Annotated in this window: 17 protein-coding genes and 2 riboswitches; of the genes, 10 read left to right on the forward strand and 7 right to left on the reverse strand. The window is 70.9% G+C overall.

Features of this window, described 5'->3' with window-relative positions; translation table 11 throughout:
• Nucleotide 1: 1 nt before the first annotated feature.
• A complete protein-coding gene (hutH, locus tag ABIE21_RS00200) occupies nucleotides 2–1,603 on the reverse strand; it encodes a histidine ammonia-lyase (protein WP_354022773.1) in 1,602 nt (533 codons plus the stop codon).
• A 103-nt stretch (nucleotides 1,604–1,706) separates the two neighbouring features.
• Between hutH and ABIE21_RS00205 the strand changes: the two genes are divergently transcribed.
• A complete protein-coding gene (locus tag ABIE21_RS00205) occupies nucleotides 1,707–2,501 on the forward strand; it encodes an IclR family transcriptional regulator (protein ID WP_354024372.1) in 795 nt (264 codons plus the stop codon).
• A 38-nt stretch (nucleotides 2,502–2,539) separates the two neighbouring features.
• Nucleotides 2,540–3,499, forward strand: coding sequence for a hypothetical protein (locus ABIE21_RS00210; protein WP_354022774.1), 960 nt, complete (start codon nucleotides 2,540–2,542; stop codon nucleotides 3,497–3,499).
• On the opposite strand, the gene ABIE21_RS00215 is transcribed toward ABIE21_RS00210, so the two are convergent.
• The gene (locus ABIE21_RS00215) at nucleotides 3,496–3,933 is read right to left on the reverse strand and encodes a DoxX family protein (protein ID WP_354022775.1); all 438 of its coding nucleotides are present in this window, start codon (nucleotides 3,931–3,933) and stop codon (nucleotides 3,496–3,498) included. The genes ABIE21_RS00210 and ABIE21_RS00215 overlap by 4 nt on opposite strands.
• Before the next feature lie 94 nt (nucleotides 3,934–4,027).
• On the opposite strand from ABIE21_RS00215, the gene ABIE21_RS00220 reads away from it, so the two are divergent.
• Nucleotides 4,028–5,035 carry an LLM class flavin-dependent oxidoreductase gene (locus tag ABIE21_RS00220; protein ID WP_354022776.1) on the forward strand — a complete coding sequence of 336 codons (1,008 nt, stop codon included), beginning with the start codon at nucleotides 4,028–4,030 and terminating at the stop codon, nucleotides 5,033–5,035.
• 46 nt (nucleotides 5,036–5,081) lie between these two features.
• Here the strand turns inward: ABIE21_RS00220 and ABIE21_RS00225 are convergent, their stop codons facing one another.
• Nucleotides 5,082–6,473, reverse strand: a complete 1,392-nt coding sequence (locus ABIE21_RS00225) for a pyridoxal phosphate-dependent decarboxylase family protein (RefSeq protein ID WP_354024373.1) — start codon at nucleotides 6,471–6,473, stop codon at nucleotides 5,082–5,084.
• Nucleotides 6,474–7,094: 621 nt separating this feature from the next.
• Nucleotides 7,095–7,445 carry a winged helix-turn-helix transcriptional regulator gene (locus ABIE21_RS00230; protein WP_354022777.1) on the reverse strand — a complete coding sequence of 117 codons (351 nt, stop codon included), beginning with the start codon at nucleotides 7,443–7,445 and terminating at the stop codon, nucleotides 7,095–7,097.
• Nucleotides 7,446–7,510: 65 nt separating this feature from the next.
• Here ABIE21_RS00230 and ABIE21_RS00235 point away from each other — a divergent pair, with 65 nt between their 5' ends.
• A complete protein-coding gene (locus ABIE21_RS00235) occupies nucleotides 7,511–9,760 on the forward strand; it encodes an LLM class flavin-dependent oxidoreductase (protein ID WP_354022778.1) in 2,250 nt (749 codons plus the stop codon).
• A 146-nt stretch (nucleotides 9,761–9,906) separates the two neighbouring features.
• Here ABIE21_RS00235 and ABIE21_RS00240 read toward each other — a convergent pair whose 3' ends face one another.
• Entirely contained in the window at nucleotides 9,907–10,254 is a 348-nt protein-coding gene (locus ABIE21_RS00240; protein WP_354022779.1) for a LysR family transcriptional regulator, read from the reverse strand.
• 112 nt (nucleotides 10,255–10,366) lie between these two features.
• On the opposite strand from ABIE21_RS00240, the gene ABIE21_RS00245 reads away from it, so the two are divergent.
• Together ABIE21_RS00245 and ABIE21_RS00250 are read left to right on the forward strand one after the other, a co-directional pair.
• Entirely contained in the window at nucleotides 10,367–10,768 is a 402-nt protein-coding gene (locus tag ABIE21_RS00245) for a VOC family protein (RefSeq protein WP_354022780.1), read from the forward strand.
• 39 nt (nucleotides 10,769–10,807) lie between these two features.
• The gene (locus ABIE21_RS00250; protein WP_354022781.1) at nucleotides 10,808–11,452 is read left to right on the forward strand and encodes an LON peptidase substrate-binding domain-containing protein; all 645 of its coding nucleotides are present in this window, start codon (nucleotides 10,808–10,810) and stop codon (nucleotides 11,450–11,452) included.
• A 3-nt stretch (nucleotides 11,453–11,455) separates the two neighbouring features.
• Here the strand turns inward: ABIE21_RS00250 and ABIE21_RS00255 are convergent, their stop codons facing one another.
• A complete protein-coding gene (locus tag ABIE21_RS00255) occupies nucleotides 11,456–12,223 on the reverse strand; it encodes a hypothetical protein (protein WP_354022782.1) in 768 nt (255 codons plus the stop codon).
• 109 nt (nucleotides 12,224–12,332) lie between these two features.
• On the opposite strand from ABIE21_RS00255, the gene ABIE21_RS00260 reads away from it, so the two are divergent.
• Nucleotides 12,333–13,997 (forward strand): ABC-F family ATP-binding cassette domain-containing protein, encoded by a 1,665-nt coding sequence (locus ABIE21_RS00260; RefSeq protein ID WP_354022783.1) that lies wholly within the window; start codon nucleotides 12,333–12,335, stop codon nucleotides 13,995–13,997.
• Between the two features lie 7 nt (nucleotides 13,998–14,004).
• On the opposite strand, the gene ABIE21_RS00265 is transcribed toward ABIE21_RS00260, so the two are convergent.
• Nucleotides 14,005–14,373, reverse strand: a complete 369-nt coding sequence (locus ABIE21_RS00265) for an iron chaperone (RefSeq protein WP_354022784.1) — start codon at nucleotides 14,371–14,373, stop codon at nucleotides 14,005–14,007.
• 139 nt (nucleotides 14,374–14,512) lie between these two features.
• Nucleotides 14,513–14,598: riboswitch (glycine riboswitch) on the forward strand.
• A 1-nt stretch (nucleotide 14,599) separates the two neighbouring features.
• A riboswitch (glycine riboswitch) is annotated at nucleotides 14,600–14,693 on the forward strand.
• A gap of 30 nt (nucleotides 14,694–14,723) precedes the next feature.
• On the opposite strand from ABIE21_RS00265, the gene gcvT reads away from it, so the two are divergent.
• From gcvT to gcvP, 3 genes are read left to right on the forward strand one after another with little or no spacing between them, the layout of a single operon-like run.
• The gene (gene gcvT, locus ABIE21_RS00270) at nucleotides 14,724–15,857 is read left to right on the forward strand and encodes a glycine cleavage system aminomethyltransferase GcvT (RefSeq protein ID WP_354022785.1); all 1,134 of its coding nucleotides are present in this window, start codon (nucleotides 14,724–14,726) and stop codon (nucleotides 15,855–15,857) included.
• Complete coding sequence (gcvH, locus tag ABIE21_RS00275; protein WP_354022786.1) at nucleotides 15,854–16,225, forward strand: glycine cleavage system protein GcvH; 372 nt, start codon at nucleotides 15,854–15,856, stop codon at nucleotides 16,223–16,225. Before gcvT ends, gcvH begins: the two co-directional genes overlap by 4 nt.
• A gap of 11 nt (nucleotides 16,226–16,236) precedes the next feature.
• Nucleotides 16,237–19,212, forward strand: a complete 2,976-nt coding sequence (gene gcvP, locus ABIE21_RS00280; RefSeq protein ID WP_354022787.1) for an aminomethyl-transferring glycine dehydrogenase — start codon at nucleotides 16,237–16,239, stop codon at nucleotides 19,210–19,212.
• Nucleotides 19,213–19,217 lie beyond the last annotated feature (5 nt).

Raw genomic sequence — 19,217 nt, forward strand, 5'->3', positions numbered from 1 at the left:
TTCAGGGCGAATTCTGGAGCGAGGGGGCGGATGTCAGGAAGGGTGCGGCCGCGTCGCACACGTCACCGGAGCGCACGGCCTCGGCGACGAGCTCGATCTCGGGCGAGAGGTAGCGGTCGGGGCCCGGCCCCTCGACCTCGCGGCGCACCCGGGCGAGCACCGCGCCCGTCGCGGGCGCGGGCGTGAGCGGTGCGCGCAGGTCGAGGGCGCGAGCGGCCGTCATCACCTCGATCGCGATCACGCGCGAGAGTCCGTCGATAGCGATGCGCAGTTTGCGGGCGCCCGCCCAGCCCATCGACACGTGGTCCTCCTGCATCGCCGACGACGGGATCGAGTCGACCGACGCCGGAACGGCGAGGCGCTTGAGCTCCGAGACGATGCCGGCGGCCGTGTACTGCGCGATCATCAGCCCGCTGTCGACACCGGCGTCGTGGGCGAGGAAGGCGGGCAGGCCGTGGCTGCGGTTCGGGTCGAGCATACGGTCGGTGCGGCGCTCCGACATGCTCGCGACGTCGGCGGTGACGATGGCGAGGAAGTCGAGCACGTAGGCGACGGGCGCGCCGTGGAAGTTGCCGTTCGACTCGACCCGGCCGTCGAGGGTGACGACGGGGTTGTCGACGGCGGAGGCGAGCTCGCGGTCGGCGACGAGCGCCGCGTGGTCGATGGTGTCGCGGGCAGCGCCGTGCACCTGCGGGGCACAGCGCAGCGAGTAGGCGTCCTGCACGACGGTGTGGTCGGGGCTGCGGTGGCTGGCGACGATCGGCGAGCCGGCGAGCATCTGCAGCATGTTTCTCGCCGACACCGCCTGGCCGAGCTGCGGGCGCAGGGCGGCGAGGTCGGCCGCGAACACCGCGTCGGTGCCGAGCAGCGCCTCGACCGACATCGACGCGGCGATGTCGGCGGTGGTGACGAGCATCCGCAGGTCGTGGATCGCGAGCGCCAGCTGCCCGAGCATGCCGTCGGTGCCGTTGATCAGCGCTAGCCCCTCCTTCTCGGCCAGCCGCACCGGCTCGATCCCCGCGGCGGCCAGCGCCTCGGCGGCGGGTATCGGGGTGCCTGCCGCGTCGCGCACCGTGCCCTCGCCCATCAGCGCGAGGGCGCAATGGGCGAGCGGCGCGAGGTCGCCGGAGCAGCCGAGCGACCCGTACTCGCGCACGACCGGGGTGATGCCGGCGTTGAGCATCGCCACGTACGCCTCCGCGGTCGACAGCCGGATGCCGGTGCGTCCGGTGAGCAGCGTCGAGATGCGCAGCAGCATGAGCGAGCGCACGACCTCTCGCTCGACCTCCGGTCCCGAGCCGGCGGCGTGCGAGCGGATGAGGCTGCGCTGCAGCTGGTCGCGCTGCTCCCGCGCGATGTAGGTGCTGGCGAGCGCCCCGAACCCGGTGGAGATGCCGTAGTGCGGGTGAGGGTCCTTCGCCAGGTCGTCGATCGTGCGCCGGCTCGCGTCGACGGCGACCCGCGCGGCGCCGTCGATCTCGACGCGGGCGTCGAACCGGGCGACGGCGACCACATCGTCGGCGAGCACCGGCCCGATGCCCACCGTCACGGCGGCCGGGACGTGGGCGGGTCTGGCGGGAACGGCGGTCGCACTGCTGGTCATGACCCCATTCGATACCGTTCGCGCCCCCGCTGTCCCGGCCTTCAGGCGAGTAGTGTCTCGAATGAGAGACAGGTGGACAGCGGATGACCCGGAGGTGGCAGCGATGACGACCGGCGGCACCGCCGCGACCCGCACCGACGTGCCGGCCGCCCGCAACACTCTGCGCATCCTCAGCTATCTCGCGGCGCAGCGCGGGCCCGTGCCCGCCTCGACGATCGCGGCCGCTCTCGCACTGCCGCGCTCCACCGCGTACCGGCTGCTCGGCATCTTGGCGGAGCAGGGCTTCGTGCTGCACTTCCCCGAGGCGCGGCGCTACGGCATCGGCATCGCCGCCTTCGAGCTGAGTTCCGGTTTCTCGCGCCAGGAGCCGATCGCGCGTCTCGGCCGGCCCATCCTCGCGACCGCCGTCGACCGTATCGGCGAGAGCGCCCACCTCGCCGTGCTGCACGGCCGCGACGTGCTCTACCTCGTGGAGGAGCGCGCCCGTCGCCGTCCGTCGCTCGTGACCGACGTCGGCGTGCGGCTGCCCAGCCACCTCACCGCCAGCGGTCGCGCCATGCTCGCCGCACTTCCCGCGGCACAGCTGCGCGCGCTGTTTCCCGACCGCGCGGCGTTCGCCGAGCGAGGCGACACCGGCGACGTGCACGACTACGCCGGGCTGCGTCGGCTGCTCGACGAGACCAGGGCTAGGGGCTACGCGGCCGAGGACGGTGCCATCACCCCGGGCATCGCCTCCGTCGCGATCGCCGTGCTCGACCACGCCGGCTGGCCGGCGGCGGCGATCGCGGTCACCTTCTCGCGCGATGCGGTGGGCGAGGAGCGGTGGGACACGCTGGCCGGCGACATCCGGCCGTTCGCCGCCCAGCTGGCGCGACGCATCAGCGGCCGCAGCGAGTAGCGCGCATCTTCGCACCACAATCGAGCTATGCTCAATCGGTGGTAGCCGAACGGGGACGTATGTCGTGGTGGCACCTTCCCCCGGAGCTCCGCCTGCGGGTGGAGGCGCTGCTCGGCGAAGAGATCCTCGACGCCGACAGTCAGCGCGGCGGGTTCTCGCCCGGCAGCGCCGACCGGGTCGTCGGCGCCGACGGCGGCCGCGCCTTCGTGAAGACCGTCGGCCGGCGCGCGCACCCGCAGGCCTTCGCTCTGCACCGGCGCGAGCTCGCGGTGATGCGCCAGCTGCCCGACTCCGCGGGCGCACCGCGACTTCTCGGTTCCGTCGACGACGGCGACTGGATCGCCCTCGTGCTCGAAGACATCGCCGGCAGGCACGCGGGCGGCGACGCGACGGAGTCCGACGTGCTCGCCGTTCTCGCGGCGGTCGAGGCGCTGCCGCCGCTGCGGAGCCCCGGCGGCGCGCCGAGCCTGCCCGAGGCGCACCTGGAGCTCGCCGAGCACTTCGAGGGCTGGGCGAGGATCCGCGCCGACGGTGACGCACAGCTCGTGCCGACGTGGGCGCGCGAGCACCTGACCGAGCTGGAGGCGCTCGCCGCCCGTGGGGCCGAGGCCGTGCGCGGCGACCACCTCGTGCACCTCGACCTGCGCGACGACAACGTGCTCATCGACGAGCGGGGAGCCGCGCGCATCGTCGACTGGCCGTGGGCGGGCGTCGGCGCCCGCTGGTTCGACGCCCTCACCTACCTGCTCGACACGCGCCTGCGCGGTGCGCCGGTCGACACCGACAGCATCCTCGCCGGCCACGACCTCTTCGCCGAGATCCCTGACGCCGACATCGACGCCGTGCTGGCCGGTCTCGCCGGAGACTTCTTCGACGCCGCCCGCCGGCCGCCTGCGGCGGGTCTGCCCAGCCTGCGCGCGTTCCAACGTGACGAGGCGAGCGCTGCCCTGTCGTGGCTGCGCGACCGCGGTGCCGCCCGGGGCGGCCGACCGCTCTAGCGCTTGCGGCTCTCGCGGATCGCGCGCCAGGCGCCCGTCGACCACAGCGCCCAGAGCACCAGCACCGGCTGGAAGACCAGGCGCACCGCCCGGCTCGTGTCGCTGTTCAGCCCGAACGCGTCGGTGCGGGTGACGAGCTGAGAGATGTTGCCGGGGAAGATCGCGACGAAGAACGCCGCCGCGATCAGTCCGACGGCGACGCGCTGCTTGGGCAGGGCGACGAGCGCCCCGCCGATGGCGATCTCGACCGCGCCAGAGGCGAGCACGACGAAGTCGTCGTCGAGCGGCAGCCATTCGGGAACCTGCGCGCGAAACTCCTCGCGGGCGACGGTGAGGTGGCTGATCCCCGCGAACAAGAGAACCGCGCCGAGCCCGATCCGTCCGATAGTGCGCGGAATCGATTTCGGGGCCTTCGTGGCGAGAGTCGAGGTCATGCCGACAGGCTACGCCGGTGGCCTGATCCTTCACCCGGGCAATCTCCCACGCGGCGGCGGGTAAGGATTTCGTGCCGCCGGCGTTGCATCCCTTATGACGATTCCGCTCTCCCTCCTCGACCTCGCCCCGATCGCACCCGGATCCACCGCCCGCGAGAGCTTCGCCGGCAGCGTCGCATTGGCGCAGACGGCCGAGCGCACCGGCTACACGCGGGTCTGGTACGCCGAGCACCACAACATGCCCACGATCGCGTCGTCGGCGACGAGCATCCTCATCGGCCACGTCGCCGGGCACACCTCGACCATCCGCCTGGGCTCCGGCGGCATCATGCTGCCCAACCACGCGCCGCTGACGATCGCCGAGCAGTTCGGCACCCTCGCCACCCTCTACCCGGGACGCATCGACCTGGGGCTCGGCCGCGCCCCCGGCAGCGACCAGACCACGATGCGCGCCCTGCGCCGCGACCCGCGGTCGGCCGACTCGTTCCCCCAGGACATCGTCGAGCTCCAGGGCTACCTCAGCGGAGACTCGGTCATCCCCGGAGTGCAGGCGGTGCCCGGTGCGGGAACCGACGTGCCGCTCTACATCCTCGGCTCGAGCCTGTTCGGCGCCCAGCTCGCCGCCGCGCTCGGACTCCCGTACGCGTTCGCGTCCCACTTCGCCCCCGACGCGCTGCACGAGGCGATCGCCATCTACCGCCGCGACTTCCGCCCGTCGGCCCAGGCGGCGACACCCCACCTCATCGTCGCGGTGAACGCGATCGCCTCGACGGACGCGGCGGATGCGACCCAGCAGTTCGAGACGATGCGCCGCAGTCGGGTTCGCAGCATGATCTCCCGCGGCGACTCGACGCCCGACTACACCGACGCGCAGATCGACGAGTTCCTCACGACGCCGCAGGGCGCCCAGCTCGCCGGCATGATGCGGCACACCGCGGTCGGCACCCCCGACGACGTGCGCGCCTACCTCGAGGGTTTCGCGAGCGAGACCGGGGCCGACGAGCTCATAATCGCGCACGCCTCCTCCGGTCTCGACGACCGCCTGCGCTCGGTCGAGCTGACCGCCGCGGCGATGGGCCTCACGCCGCTCGTCGCGGCCTGAGTCTCGGCCGCGGGCGCCGACCAGCCCGCCGCGACGACCAGTCGTACTAGCCCTCCGCGTCGACGGCGGCGATCGCCCGTCGCACGGCGGCGATCGACGCAGCGACGTCGTCGACGTCGGTCGACCAGTTGCTCACCGAGATGCGCAGCACGTCGCGGTCACGCCATCGCGACCCCGACATCCAGACCGCGCCATCCTGCATCACCCTCTGCGTCACCCGACGGGTGCGCTCGTCGGAGCCGAAGCTCAGGCACACCTGGGTGAACACGACCTGGTTGGTCACCTCGACGCCCGGCAGCCGTGACAGGCCGTCGGCGAGCGCTCGGGCGTTGGCCGCGAGCCCCTCGACGAGAGCGACCGCTCCCGAGCGCCCGAGCGAGCGCAGCGCCGCCCACACGGGCAGCTCCCGCGCGCGACGCGACATCTCGGGCACCTTCTCGAACGGGTCTGCCGGCGACGCGTCGCCCTGGATGATGTAGTTCGTCTGCGCGCCGAACGCCGACCGCAGCAGCTCGGTGCGGGCGACGATCGCTACGCCGCAGTCGTAGGGCACGTTGAGGGTCTTGTGCGCGTCCGTCGCCCACGAGTCCGCGCCGTCGAGCCCGTCGAGCGCCTCCCGGTAGAGCGGGCTCGACGCCGCCCACAGGCCGAAGGCCCCGTCGACGTGCACCCAGGCGCCGTGCTCGTGCGCGAGCCGCACACACTCGCGCATCGGATCGAACGCCCCCGAGTGCAGGTTGCCCGCCTGCAGTCCCACGATGACCGGACCGTCGACGTTCGCGAGCGCCTCGCCGAGTGCCTCTGGCACGATGCGGCCCTGGTCGTCGCTCGCGACCGTGCGCGGCGCGCCGAGCCCGAGGTAGCGCAGGGCCAGGTCGACCGAGACGTGGCTCTCCGCGCCGACGAGCACCGTGATGCGCGGCGCGCCGGTGAGACCGTTCTCGTGCAGATCCCAGCCGACAGCGTCGAGCACCGCCTTGCGGCCCGCGGCGAGCCCGACGAAGTTGGCCATGGTGCCGCCCGTCGTGAACCCGACGGCCGCGGTCGACGGCAGGCCGAGCAGCTCGAGCATCCATCGTCCTGCGATCCCCTCGACCGCCGCCGTGGCGGGGGTGGCGAAGCGCATCGCCGAGTTCTGGTCCCACGTGCTCACCAGCCAGTCCGCGGCGAGCGCCGCTGGCAGGGTGCCTCCCATGACCCAGCCGAAGAACCTGCCGGAGGCGATGCCCATAAGACCCGGCTCGCACATTGCGGCGAGCTCGTCGACGACGTCCGCAGCATCCGTCGGTCCATCGGGCAGGGGTCCCGCGAACCGCGCCTCGAGGTCCTCGGCCGTCGCCGACGGGGCGACCCGCCGCGTCGGCACGGAGTCGAGCCAGTCGAGCGCGTGACCGTGGGCGCGGTCGAGCGCGGGCCGGAAGGCGTCGTGCGGGGCGATGCCCGCGAGCAGCGCCTCGGTGAGCTCGTCGTCGAGGTCGACCGGGTCTCTCTCGATCGCTAGCGACTGGATGGCTCGGCTGTAGAAGTTGCGGGCGGCGGCCGCCAGCGCGATGTCGACGATCTCGCGGTCGTCGAAGCCGACCTCGCGCAGGCCGGCGCTGTCGGCCTCGGTCATCGACGCCGCCGCCGAGCTCACCTTCTCGGCGAACTCCATCATCGCCACCTCGGCGGGGGAGAGCCCGGCGCTGCGGTAGTCCCGCGCGATGGCGAGCAGCCGGTCGCGGCCGAAGACGTCGAGCGACTTGCGACCGTGGGCGAGCCTGCAGTGCGCAGACCGCGCGCCGAGTGCCGCGGCGAGCGTCGCCAGCTCGTAGCGCCGGGCGCCCATCGAGGCGGCGATGGCTGCGGAGAGGGTGTCCCACGCGGCGTACGCCTCCTCGTTCGCGGAGAGCACCCGGGTGTGGGTCGACACGAAGCCCTGATCGGAGACGTCTGCGGCGAAGAGTTCTGACTGGTAGTCCGAGACCGGGTCGGTCTCGTTCTTGAAGATGGACATTGATCACCTCGTTGTGCTCGAATGATCCATCCATGCTGGCACCGCGCGGCGCCGGGCGGAAGGCTACCGCGGGGTTCCCCAGCGCTGGCCCCAGGCCACGAGAGGCTGCATCGACTCCATCAGATTGTCGCCGCGCGGGGTGAGCCGGTACCGCACCTGCACGGGAGTCGACGCGATGACCTCGCGCGTGAGCAGCCCCGAGGCCTCGAGCTCGCGCAGCCGCTGGGCGAGCAGCCGGTCGGAGAGGCCGGGCACCGTGGCGACGATGTCGCTGAAGCGTTCCGCGCCCCGCGCGATGGCGAGGAGCACGCCAGAGCTCCACCGTTTGCCGACCAGTTCGACGGAGCTCTGGAAACGGCGGCACTCGGCGTCGTCGATGTGCTGGATGTCGGTGTGCTGGGTCCGTGTAGTCACTTACCTATGATAAGCCGCTTACTCCGGGTTTGCCAGCGCCGGTCGGTCCGGAGCAGAGTGGAGACATGCCCGACTATGGATTGCCCCTGCACTTCGGAACGTTCATCACCCCGTCGAACCGCGACCCGCAGGCGCCCGTCGCTCTGGCGCAGCTGAGCGAGACGCTCGGCTACGACCTCGTCACCTTCCAGGACCACCCGTACCAGCCGGCGTTCCTCGACACGTGGACGCTGATGTCCTGGGTCGCGGCGAGGACGGAGCGCATCCACATCGCCCCGAACGTGCTCAACCTGCCGCTGCGCCCGCCCGCCGTCACCGCGCGGGCCGCGGCGAGCCTCGACCTCCTCTCGGGCGGGCGCATCGACCTCGGGCTCGGTGCCGGCGGATTCTGGGACGCCATCGAGGCGATGGGCGGCCGCCGGCTCACCCCCGGCCAGGGAGTGGACGCGCTCGCCGAGGCCATCGACGTCATGCGCGGCATCTGGGCGGTCGGCGACCGGGCGCCGCTGCGCGTCGACGGCGACTACTACTCGCTCGCGGGAGCCAAGCGGGGACCGCTGCCTGCGCACGACATCCCGATCTGGGTCGGGGCATACAAACTGCGGATGCTGCGGCTCACCGGTCGCGCGGCCGACGGGTGGCTCCCCTCGCTCGGCTACATGCAGCCGGGCGACTTCGCGAAGGGCAACGCCGTGATCGACGAGGCCGCGCGCGCCGCGGGCCGCGACCCCCGCGAGATCCGGCGGCTCGTGAACGTCGGCGGCCAGTTCGCCACGGCCAGCGGCGGGTTCCTCGTGGGGCCGAGCGCGCAGTGGGTCGACGAGCTGCTGCCGTACGCGCTCGACGACGGGGCGGCTACGTTCATCCTCTCGGGCGACGACCCGGCGACGATGCAGCGGTTCGCGGAGGAGGTCGCCCCCGCCCTGCGTTCGGCAGTGGAGCGCGAGCGGGCATCCGCCGGCACGACCACGGGAGCGGTGAAGAGGGCGGCGGTCATCGCGCTGCGCCGCGACGGCATCGACTACGACGCCGTGCCTGCCGGCATCGCGGCTGTAGAGCCCGGCGACCTCGCCTACGCGAACGTGCGCTCCACCTACATGCGCGGCGGCGCGCCCGGCCTCGTGCTGCGCCCCGCCGACACCGGCGAGGTCGTGCGCGCGTTAGCCTTCGCGCGGGCGCAGCCTGTGCCGCTCGGCGTGCGCAGCGGCGGCCACGGCGTCAGCGGCCGGTCCACGAACGACGGCGGCATCGTCATCGACCTCGGCCTGATGAACACGATCGAGGTGCTCGACGTGGCCACCCGCAGGGTGCGCATCCAGCCGGGCGCGCGCTGGATGGACGTCGCCGCGGCCCTCCAGCCGCACGGCTGGGGCCTCAGCTCAGGCGACTACGGCGGAGTGGGGGTGGGCGGGCTGGCGACCGCGGGCGGCATCGGTTTACTCGTGCGCGAGCACGGGCTCACGATCGACCACCTGCGCGCCGTCGAGATGGTGCTCGCCGACGGCAGCGTGGTCACGGCGAGCGAGACCGAGAACGCCGATCTGTTCTGGGCGGTGCGCGGGGCGGGCGCCAACTTCGGCATCGTCACGTCCTTCGAGTTCGAGGTCGACGACGTGGGGGAGGTCGGGTTCGCCCAGCTCGCCTTCGACGCCTCCGACACCGCGGGCTTCCTCGAGGGCTGGGGCGCCGTCGTCGAGGCGGCGCCGCGCGACCTCACGAGCTTCCTCATCATGGGCGCCGTGCGGGCGGGCGAACCGGCGGTCGCGCAGCTGATGTCGGTCGTCGACTCCGACGACCCCGACACAGTGCTCGACCGGCTGCAGCCGTTGGCGGACCTCGCCCCGCTCGTGCAGCAGTCGGTGCGGATCATGCCCTACGCGGCCGTGATCGCCAACGCGAGCGACGCACCGCACGCCGGACACGGCGAGCCGCAGTCACGGTCGGGGCTGCTCGAGCACATCACGCCGGAGTTCGCGGCCGCCGCCGCGACGATGCTCGAGAGCGGCGACGTGCACTTCTTCCAGATCCGCTCGGTGGGCGGGGCGGTGGCCGACGTCGCGCCGGATGCCACGGCGTACTCCCACCGGTCGGCAGGCTTCTCCGTGGTGGCCCTGGGCTCGAACGCCGAGCGACTCAACCGGGTGTGGGACGAGCTCTACCACCACTTCGGCGGGCTCTACCTGAGCTTCGACACCGACGTGCGCGACGGGCGCCTCGACGACGCCTTCCCCGCCGCGACGCTCGAACGGCTGCGGGTGTTGAAGCGGCGTTACGACCCGGCGAACACGTTCCGCGACAACTTCAACATCACATAGCCCGCGGTCGCTGAGCCCGTGGAGCGCCCGGTTTCCGCGCCAGTTCGGTACAAGCGCTACACGGCGCGCTGGCGCCTTCGTCCCGAACTGGAGCGCAAGCAGGATCGGGCCCCGTCGACAGGAGCGGGCGCGACCGACAGTGCCGCTCAGCGCGACTGGCGGCGCTTGCCGGGCTTGCGTTCGCCCTTGACCGCGGGCGCGCGGCCCTTGCCCTTCGACGCCTTCGCCTTGCCGCCCGGAGCGGCCACGTTCGCGCGCTGCGAGGCGGCCATTGCCTTCAACTGGCGCTGGGCGTCGACGAGAAACGCCTCGCCCTCTGCGGTGAGCACGGTGCTCGACGCGGCCGGGTCGAACAGCGGGTAGCCGAGCTCCTCCTCGAGCGCGCGGATGGACAGCAGCAGGGACGAGCGCGGCACACCGACGCGCTTCGCGGCGTGCGCGAAGTGCAGCTCCTCGGCGGCGGCTTCGAAGTGCCGCAGGAGGGTGGAGTCCACAGTGGTGCCTTTCGTTGCGTCCGCGAGAAAAGGTGCGGCGGATACAGGCTACGCGCATCCGTCGCCCGCACCCGTTTACAAGCGTCACCGGCCCCCGATAGCGTCGGTGACCATGAGCAGAATGATTTTCGTGAATCTGCCGGTCAAAGACCTCGCCCGCTCCGTCGATTTCTTCGGCGCCCTCGGTTTCGAGTTCAACCCGCAGTTCACCGACGAGAACGCGACGTACATGATCATCAACGACCAGGCGGCGGTGATGCTGCTGGTCGAGGAGTTCTACTCCACCTTCACCCACAAACAGATAGCGGATGCCTCGCAGGTGTCAGAGGTGCTCGTCGGGGTGTCGGCGGAGAGCCGTGAGGCGGTCGACGAGTTCGTCGCAACGGCGACCGCGAAGGGCGCGACCGAGGCGGGCGAGCCGATGGACATGGGGATGATGTACCAGCGCGCCTTCCACGACCTCGACGGCCACAAGTGGGAGATCATCTGGATGGACCCGACCGCCACAGGCTAGGCAGTGGCGCTCCGCGCGGCGGCGTGATTCGCTGGAGGCATGAGCGATCTGCCGATGTTCCCCCTGGGCTCCGTGCTGTTCCCACACATGCCGCTCGCCCTGCGCGTGTTCGAGGAACGCTACATCGTGATGCTCTCGCAGATCCTCGTCGACGAGCCCGCCGAGTTCGGGGTCGTGCTCATCGAGCGCGGGCAGGAGGTGGGCGGCGGCGAGCAGAGATTCTCGTTCGGCACGATCGCGCAGATCCTGCAGATCGAGGCGGCGGAGGACTACCTCGCCCTCGTCGCCCAGGGCGACAGGCGCGTCGAGGTGGTCGAGTGGCGCCCCGACGAGCCTTTTCCGAGCGCCGAGGTGCGTGAGCTCGACGAACTCGAGTGGGACGACGACCTGCAGCCGCTGCGCGACCGGGCGGAGCACGAGGTGCGCCGGGCTCTCGCCCTGGCGAGCGAGTTCGCGGATATGCCGTGGGCAGCATCCGTCGAGATCTCCGACGACCCGGTGCAGGCCGCGTGGCAGCTCGCCGCGATCTCGCCGCTCGGGCCGCTCGACCAGGTGACGCTGCTGCGGTCGACCTCGATGGAGCAGCTGCTGCTGCTCATCGTGAAGCTCACGGTAGCCGCGACCGAGACCCTCGGCGACCGGTGGCCCGGCGACGGCGACATCGCCGACGATGAGAACGACTAGAGGTCAGCTTGCTTGCGTGGTCCAGCCGAGCGTGTCGACGCGCCGGGCTCGGATGACCCGCCAGACGCCGAAGACGGCGAGCGCGGCGCTGACAACCGCCAGAACGATGGCGAGGGGGCCGGTTACGGGCCACATGACCCAGCCGACGGTGATGAAATAGGCGAGCCCGACCCACGCCGATTCGGTGATCACGCGGAACGAGGGTGCGAAGGCGAACAGCATCCCCGCGGTCCAGAAGGCCGAGAAGCGCGTGCGACGCACCGGGATGAGCGAGAGGGCAGCCATGTTCTTCACGGGCGCGTACTTCGCCGGCGCCGAACCGAGACGCACGGGACCGATGGCCTCGCCGGTCCACCGGGTGGTGGTCAGGGGCTCTCCCGCGAACGACGGGCGGAGCGAGCGGGATAACGCTACGAGCGAGAGCACGAATAGCGAGAGGGAGCCCTGCGCGAGCAGAAATACGACGGTGCCGAAGATGACCGCGAACAGAGGCACAACGATCAGCGCGGCAATCCACTGGTTGTCGACGGCGAGAGCCGCCATGCCCGGAGCCTCGGAAAGCGGCCCTTCTCCGGCCAGCGCGGCGGGGATCGCCACCAGCAGGAGCAGCACCACCGCCGTGATGGCGAGCCAGACGACCGAGAGTCCGAGGTAGCCGAACGGGCGCAGAGCGCGTGCAGCCGGAGTCACGGTGCGAGGCGTCACAGGCCCGCCGCTCAGGGCCGGTCCGTCGAAGGTGTCGTCGGAAGTCGCGGGGTCAGGAGCGGTCATTCGGGGCCTCTTGTCGAGTTCGGATGCCGCGAGCCGGCGCCGTCGGTCACACTACGTGATATTCACTCGATTGGCGCGGGGCGTGGCTGCGCGGTGGGAAACTGGGGGAATGACCGCAACACTCGTCGCCAAGGGCCTTGCCGGCGGGTACGCCCACCGCACGCTGTTCGAGTCTCTCGACCTCACCGTCGCCCCTGGCGACGTGGTCGGGGTCGTCGGCGTCAACGGCGCGGGCAAGTCCACGCTGCTGCGCATCCTCGCCGGGGTGGTCGAGCCGCAGGCCGGCAGCGTCACCCTCGCGCCGGGAGACGCCTTCGTCGGCTGGCTGCCGCAGGAGCACGAGCGCCTCGAGGGCGAGACCATCGCCGCGTACATCGCACGCCGCACCGGGTGCGCCGCGGCGACCAGCGAGATGGATGCGGCCGCGGCCGCGCTGGCCGAGCCCCCTTCGACAAGCCCAGAGACCGGTCCGATAATCGACCCGGCCGACACCTACTCGACGGCGCTCGAGCGCTGGCTGGCGAGCGGCGCCGCCGACCTCGACGAACGCCTGCCCGTCGTGCTCGCCGACCTCGGGCTGACCCTCGACCCCGACGCGCTGATGACCTCGCTCTCGGGCGGTCAGGCCGCGCGTGTGGCGCTCGCCGCCCTGCTGCTCAGCCGCTTCGATATCGTGCTGCTCGACGAGCCGACCAACGACCTCGACCTCGACGGGCTCGAGCGGCTGGAGAGCTTCGTCACCGGACTCCGCGGCGGCGCCGTGCTGGTCAGCCACGACCGCGAGTTCCTCGCCCGTTGCGTCACGCGTGTGCTCGAGCTCGACCTCGTCCAGGGCGCCAACAGGGTGTTCGGCGGCGGCTACGACTCGTACCTCGAGGAGCGCGAGACGGCGCGCCGCCACAAGCGCGAGGAGTACGACGAGTTCGCCGAGAAGAAGGCCGACCTCGTGGGCCGCATGCGCGTGCAGCGCGAGTGGTCGAGCCAGGGCGTGCGCAACGCGATGAAGAAGGCCCCCGACAACGACAAGATCCGGCGCAAGGCATCCGTGGAGTCGAGCGAGAAGCAGGGCCAGAAGGTGCGTCAGATGGAGAGCCGCATCGCGCGGCTCGAGGAGGTCGACGAGCCGCGCAAGGAGTGGCAGCTCGAGTTCACGATCGGCGCCGCCCCGCGGTCGAGCACCGTGGTCTCCACACTCAGCGACGCCGTGTTCCGGCAGGGCGACTTCACCCTGGGTCCCGTCTCGCTGCAGGTCAACGCCGGCGAGCGCATCGGCATCACCGGCCCGAACGGCGCGGGCAAGTCGACCCTGCTGCGCGCCCTTCTGGGCCGGCAGGCCGCCGACGAGGGCACCGCGAGCCTCGGCGCGAGCGTGCGCGTCGGCGAGATCGACCAGGCGCGCTCTCTTCTCGCCGGCAGCACACCGCTGTCGACCGCCTTCGAGGCGCTGGTGCCCGAGTGGCCGATCGCCGAGGTGCGCACCCTGCTCGCCAAGTTCGGACTCAAGGCCGACCATGTGAACCGTCCCGTCGACGAGCTGTCGCCGGGAGAGCGCACCCGCGCCGGTCTCGCCCTTCTGCAGGCGCGCGGAATCAACCTGCTGGTGCTCGACGAGCCCACCAACCATCTCGACCTCGCCGCGATCGAACAGCTCGAGCAGGCGATCGAGGGCTACGAGGGAACGCTGCTGCTGGTCACCCACGACCGGCGGATGCTCGACAACGTGCGCACCGACCGTCACTGGCGAGTCGAGGCGGGCCGCGTCACCGAGCTGTAGACGGCGGCTACGGCCGCGCATCCACCTCCGCGATGCGCCTGGCCACGATAAGCCGTACCGTCTCCTCGCTGATCGGGTCGTCGGCGGTGAAGTGCAGCGTCGCCCCGACCAGGTCTCCCTCGGTCAGCTGGTCCTTCAGCGCACGGGCCAGGGGCGGGCTCATCAGGTGCAGGCTGCAGTAGTCCTGGGCCACAGACAGGCCGACGAGGCCGTGCCGGCGGTAGTCGAAGATGGGCACTCCGTAGCCGATGTGCTCCTCCGAGTCGGGGATGGCGTCGAGGATCGTCTCCCGGATCGGCTGCAGCAGGGCACGCTGTTCCTCCGGGATCGCCGCGAAGTATTCGTTCACCGTGTGTGCGTCGTAGCCACGCTCCATTGCCTTCCCCTCTCTTCCAGTGCAACCGTAGCCCCGCACAGCGCCCGTGCGTCAGGGGGCAATCGCCCGCCGTCTTCGTCACCCGCACGAAACACATCTCGGGATAGGCTGGGCGCACAAACGAATATCGGGCCGCACACATCGCACTGCGGGAGAGTCCACACGTGGACACCGAAGGAGCAAGCCTCCCCGCCAATCTCTCAGGTTCAGTACCGCTCTGCGAAGGCCACTCTGAAAAGTGCTGCGCGCTTCCCGCGCAGCCACCCACGGTGAAAGCTGACCACAGTCGGCGAAGCTCTCAGGTACATGACAGAGGGGGAGTTCCTTTCCGCCGCGCCGAGGAGAACTCCGTGACCGACCCCGAAAGCCCAGCCGCCGACCGCACGTCGCCGCTGCACCAGATCCACGTCGACGGCGGTGCCAGCTTCACCGACTTCGCCGGATGGCAGATGCCGGTGAGCTACGGTTCCGACCTCGCCGAGCACCACGCCGTGCGCACCACGGCCGGCATCTTCGACATCTCGCACATGGCCGAGATCCTCGTCGACGGGCCGCAGGCGGCCCAGTTCCTCGACTACGCCCTCGCAGGCAAGCTCTCGGCCATCGCAATCGCGCAGGCGAAGTACAGCCTGCTGCTCACCGAGGGTGGCGGCATCATCGACGACCTCATCGTCTACCGCCTCACCGACGACACGTTCTTCGTCGTCGCGAACGCCGGCAACCGCTACGTCGCGGCGGCAGCTCTCAAGGAACGCGCGGCCGGCTTCGACGTGCGCGTCTCCGACCTGAGCGACTCCTACTCGCTCATCGCCGTGCAGGGCCCGAACTCGCGGGCGATCGCCGAGGCGACAGCCGGCATCACCGAGATCAGCGTGCCGCTCGACGAGCTCAAGTACTACTGGAGCACCGACGCGTCCTTCGAGGGCCTCCCGCTGCTCATCGGACGCACCGGCTACACGGGCGAAGACGGTTTCGAGTTCTACATACAGTCGGATGCCGCGTCAAGGCTCTGGGCCGCCCTCTCCGCCGCGGGCGAGGCGTTCGGCCTCGTACCCGCCGGTCTCGCGAGCCGCGACACGCTCCGCCTCGAGGCCGGCATGCCGCTCTACGGCCACGAGCTCGGCCTCGACAGCTTCCCCGTGCAGGCGGGCCTCGGCCGCGTCGTCAACCTGAAGAAAGAGGGCGACTTCGTCGGCCGCGCCGCCGTCGAGGCCGGACCGCCGCACGGCGCCCACGTCCTCGTCGGCCTCACCACCGAGGGCAAACGCGCCGGTCGCGCCGGCTACTCGGTGGTGACCGATGACGCGGCGGTCGGCATGATCACCTCCGGCGCCCTGTCGCCGACCCTCGGCTACCCCGTGGCCATGGCCTACGTCGACCCCTTCGTGCTCGAGGCCGGCACGCCCCTGTACATCGACGTCCGCGGAACCCGCATCCCGGCATCCGTCGTCGACCTCCCCTTCTACAAGAGAGACAAATCATGACCGACCAGACCTCCCTGCAGTACACCGCCGAGCACGAGTGGGTGCTCGTCGACGGCGACACCGCGACCGTGGGCATCACCGCCTACGCCGCCGACAAGCTGGGCGACGTCGTCTACGTCGAGCTGCCAAAGGCAGGCTCCGTCGTCTCCGGCGGCAGCGTCGTCGGCGAGATCGAGTCGACCAAGTCGGTCGGCGAGCTCTTCGCCCCCGTCGACGGCACGATCGTCGAGGCCAACGCCGCTGTCGACGCCGACCCCAGCCTCGTCAACAGCGACCCCTTCGGTGCCGGCTGGCTCATCAAGGTGAACTTCACCGCACTCCCGACGCTTCTGAGCTTCGACGAGTATTCCGCCCTCGTCGCCGAGTAGAGACTCAAGCCATGCCTTTCACCTTCGCCGAACGCCACATCGGCACCACCGCCGACGCCCAGGCCCGCATGCTCGAGACCCTCGGCTATGAATCCGTCGAGGCGCTCGTCACCGCAGCCGTGCCCGAGTCGATCCACGTGCAGCCCGTCGCGAGCTCCGTGATCCCCACCGCCGCCACCGAGCGCGAGTCGCTCGCCGAACTGCGAGCCCTCGCCGGCCGCAACGTCGTGCGCCGCTCGATGATCGGCCTCGGCTACTACGACACGATCACCCCCGCGGTGATCAAGCGCAACGTGCTCGAGAACCCGAGCTGGTACACGGCCTACACGCCGTACCAGCCGGAGATCAGCCAGGGGCGCCTCGAGGCGCTCATCAACTTCCAGACCATGGTCGCCGACCTCACCGGGCTCACGACCGCCAACGCGTCGATGCTCGACGAGGGCACCGCCGTCGTCGAGGGGATGCTGCTCGCCCGTCGCGGCTCCGGATCGACGTCGAACGTCTTCATCGTCGACGCCGACGCCCTGCCGCAGACCAAGGCACTGCTCGCCAACCGTGCGGAGGCCGTCGGCATCGAGCTCGTGGAGGTCGACTTCGCCGCGGTCCCTGAGGGATCTCCTGAGCCTGTCGAAGTGCCCGTCGATGGCACAGACTCTTCGACCGGCTCGGCGACCGCACTGCCCGACGCGTTCGGCGTCTTCGTGCAGTACCCCGGTGCATCCGGCCGTGTCTGGAACCCCGCGTCGGTCATCTCCGCGGTCAAGGACAACGGCGGCCTCGCCGTCGTCGCCGCCGACCTGCTCGCCCTCACCCTCATCACGTCGCCCGGCGAGCTCGGCGCAGACGTCGCCGTCGGAACATCTCAGCGCTTCGGTGTGCCGATGGGCTTCGGCGGACCGCACGCCGGCTACATGGCCGTGCGCAAGGGCCTCGAGCGCCAGCTGCCCGGCCGTCTCGTCGGAGTGTCCAAGGACGCCGCGGGCAACATGGCCTACCGCCTGACCCTCCAGACTCGCGAGCAGCACATCCGCCGTGAGAAGGCCACGTCGAACATCTGCACCGCCCAGGTGCTGCTCGCCGTGATGGCCGGCATGTACGCGGTCTACCACGGGCCGGACGGCCTCAAGCGCGTGGCGACCAGGGTCAACCTGCTCGCCCGCGAGATCGCGGCACTGCTGCGTGCGGCCGGCATCACGGTGAACCACGAGAGCTTCTTCGACACGCTGAGCATCAGCGCACCCGGCGAGGCCGTCGCGACGGTCGCTCGCGCACGGCTGTCGAACATCAACCTGTTCGCGGTCGACGCCGACACTGTGCAGATCTCGCTCGACGAGACCACGACCGACGAGGACATCCTCGCCCTCGCGACGATCTTCGACGCCGTGCCCGGCAGCCTCTCGGTCTACGACGAGGTCGTCGACTCGCTGCCCGCCGATCTGGTCCGCACCAGCGACTACCTCACGCACTCGGTCTTCAACACGCACCGCTCCGAGACGAGCATGATGCGCTACCTGAAGTACCTCGCCGACAAGGACTACGCACTCGATCGCGGCATGATCCCGCTCGGCTCGTGCACGATGAAGCTCAACGCCGCGAGCGAGATGGAGGCGGTGACCTGGCCCGAGTTCGCCGGCATCCACCCCTTCGCGCCCGAGGCCGACGTCGAGGGCTACCTCACCCTCATCGAGCAGCTGCAGTCCTGGCTGGCCGAGGTCACCGGCTACGACTCGGTGTCCCTGCAGCCGAACGCCGGCAGTCAGGGCGAGCTCGCCGGGCTCCTCGCCATCCGCGGCTACCACCGTGCGAACGGCGACTTCGAGCGCACCGTCTGCCTCATCCCGTCGAGCGCACACGGAACCAACGCCGCCAGCGCGGTGCTCGCCGGCATGAAGGTCGTCGTGGTCGCCTGCGACGAGCTCGGCAACGTCGACGTCGACGACCTGCGGGCCAAGATCGCCGACCACGCGGACGGGCTCGCCGCCCTGATGATCACCTACCCGTCGACGCACGGCGTCTACGAGCACGAGGTGCGCCAGATCACGGATGCCGTACACGAGGCGGGCGGCCAGGTCTACGTCGACGGGGCCAACCTGAACGCGTTGCTGGGCTACGCGCGCTTCGGCGACTTCGGGGGAGATGTCAGCCACCTCAACCTGCACAAGACCTTCTGCATCCCGCACGGCGGCGGAGGCCCCGGTGTCGGTCCGGTGGCGGCCAAGGCGCACCTCGCCCCCTACCTGCCCGGCCATCCGATGGCCCAGCGTGACACGATCGCCCACCGCGACGGCCCTTCGACAGGCCCTTCGACAGGCTCAGGAGAGCCCTCAGGGACCGGGATCGACCACGCCAACATCGTGAGCGCCGCGCCGTTCGGAAGCCCGAGCATCCTGCCCATCTCCTGGGCCTACGTGCGCATGATGGGCTCCGCCGGTCTCAAGGAGGCGACGGGGGCGGCCGTTCTCGCCGCCAACTACGTCGCCGCGCGACTGCGCGACCACTTCCCGGTGCTGTACGCGGGAGACAACGGGCTCGTCGCGCACGAGTGCATCCTCGACCTGCGCCCGCTCAAGGAGGCGACCGGCATCTCGAACGACGACGTGGCGAAGCGCCTCGTCGACTACGGGTTCCACGCGCCGACCATGTCGTTCCCCGTCGTGGGCACCCTCATGGTCGAGCCGACCGAGAGCGAGGACCTGGCCGAGATCGACCGGTTCATCGACGCGATGATCGCGATCAAGGCCGAGGCCGACGCGCTGGCCGCCGGCTCGTGGAGCGCGGAGGACAACCCGCTGCATAACGCCCCGCACACGGCGCAGAGCGTCATCGTGGGGGAGTGGGAGCACCCGTACTCGCGCGAGACCGCGGTCTACCCGCTGCCCTCGCTCGTCAGCGGCAAGTACTGGCCGCCGGTCCGCCGCATCGACCAGGCCTGGGGCGACCGCAACCTGTTCTGCAACTGCCCGCCGCCCGAGGCGTTCGAGGCGTAGGCGCC

Origin of the sequence: Conyzicola nivalis (assembly GCF_040548875.1) — a bacterium.
Lineage (GTDB): Bacteria > Actinomycetota > Actinomycetes > Actinomycetales > Microbacteriaceae > Conyzicola > Conyzicola nivalis_A.

Excerpts from the sequence above, each read along its gene's own strand:
- hutH (WP_354022773.1), bottom strand. The coding sequence starts at position 1,603 with ATGACCAGCAGTGCGACCGCCGTTCCCGCCAGACCCGCCCACGTCCCG.
- ABIE21_RS00205 (WP_354024372.1), top strand. The coding sequence starts at position 1,707 with ATGACGACCGGCGGCACCGCCGCGACCCGCACCGACGTGCCGGCCGCC.
- ABIE21_RS00215 (WP_354022775.1), bottom strand. The coding sequence starts at position 3,933 with ATGACCTCGACTCTCGCCACGAAGGCCCCGAAATCGATTCCGCGCACT.
- ABIE21_RS00220 (WP_354022776.1), top strand. The coding sequence starts at position 4,028 with ATGACGATTCCGCTCTCCCTCCTCGACCTCGCCCCGATCGCACCCGGA.
- ABIE21_RS00235 (WP_354022778.1), top strand. The coding sequence starts at position 7,511 with ATGCCCGACTATGGATTGCCCCTGCACTTCGGAACGTTCATCACCCCG.
- ABIE21_RS00245 (WP_354022780.1), top strand. The coding sequence starts at position 10,367 with ATGAGCAGAATGATTTTCGTGAATCTGCCGGTCAAAGACCTCGCCCGC.
- ABIE21_RS00250 (WP_354022781.1), top strand. The coding sequence starts at position 10,808 with ATGAGCGATCTGCCGATGTTCCCCCTGGGCTCCGTGCTGTTCCCACAC.
- ABIE21_RS00255 (WP_354022782.1), bottom strand. The coding sequence starts at position 12,223 with ATGACCGCTCCTGACCCCGCGACTTCCGACGACACCTTCGACGGACCG.
- ABIE21_RS00260 (WP_354022783.1), top strand. The coding sequence starts at position 12,333 with ATGACCGCAACACTCGTCGCCAAGGGCCTTGCCGGCGGGTACGCCCAC.
- ABIE21_RS00265 (WP_354022784.1), bottom strand. The coding sequence starts at position 14,373 with ATGGAGCGTGGCTACGACGCACACACGGTGAACGAATACTTCGCGGCG.
- gcvH (WP_354022786.1), top strand. The coding sequence starts at position 15,854 with ATGACCGACCAGACCTCCCTGCAGTACACCGCCGAGCACGAGTGGGTG.
- gcvP (WP_354022787.1), top strand. The coding sequence starts at position 16,237 with ATGCCTTTCACCTTCGCCGAACGCCACATCGGCACCACCGCCGACGCC.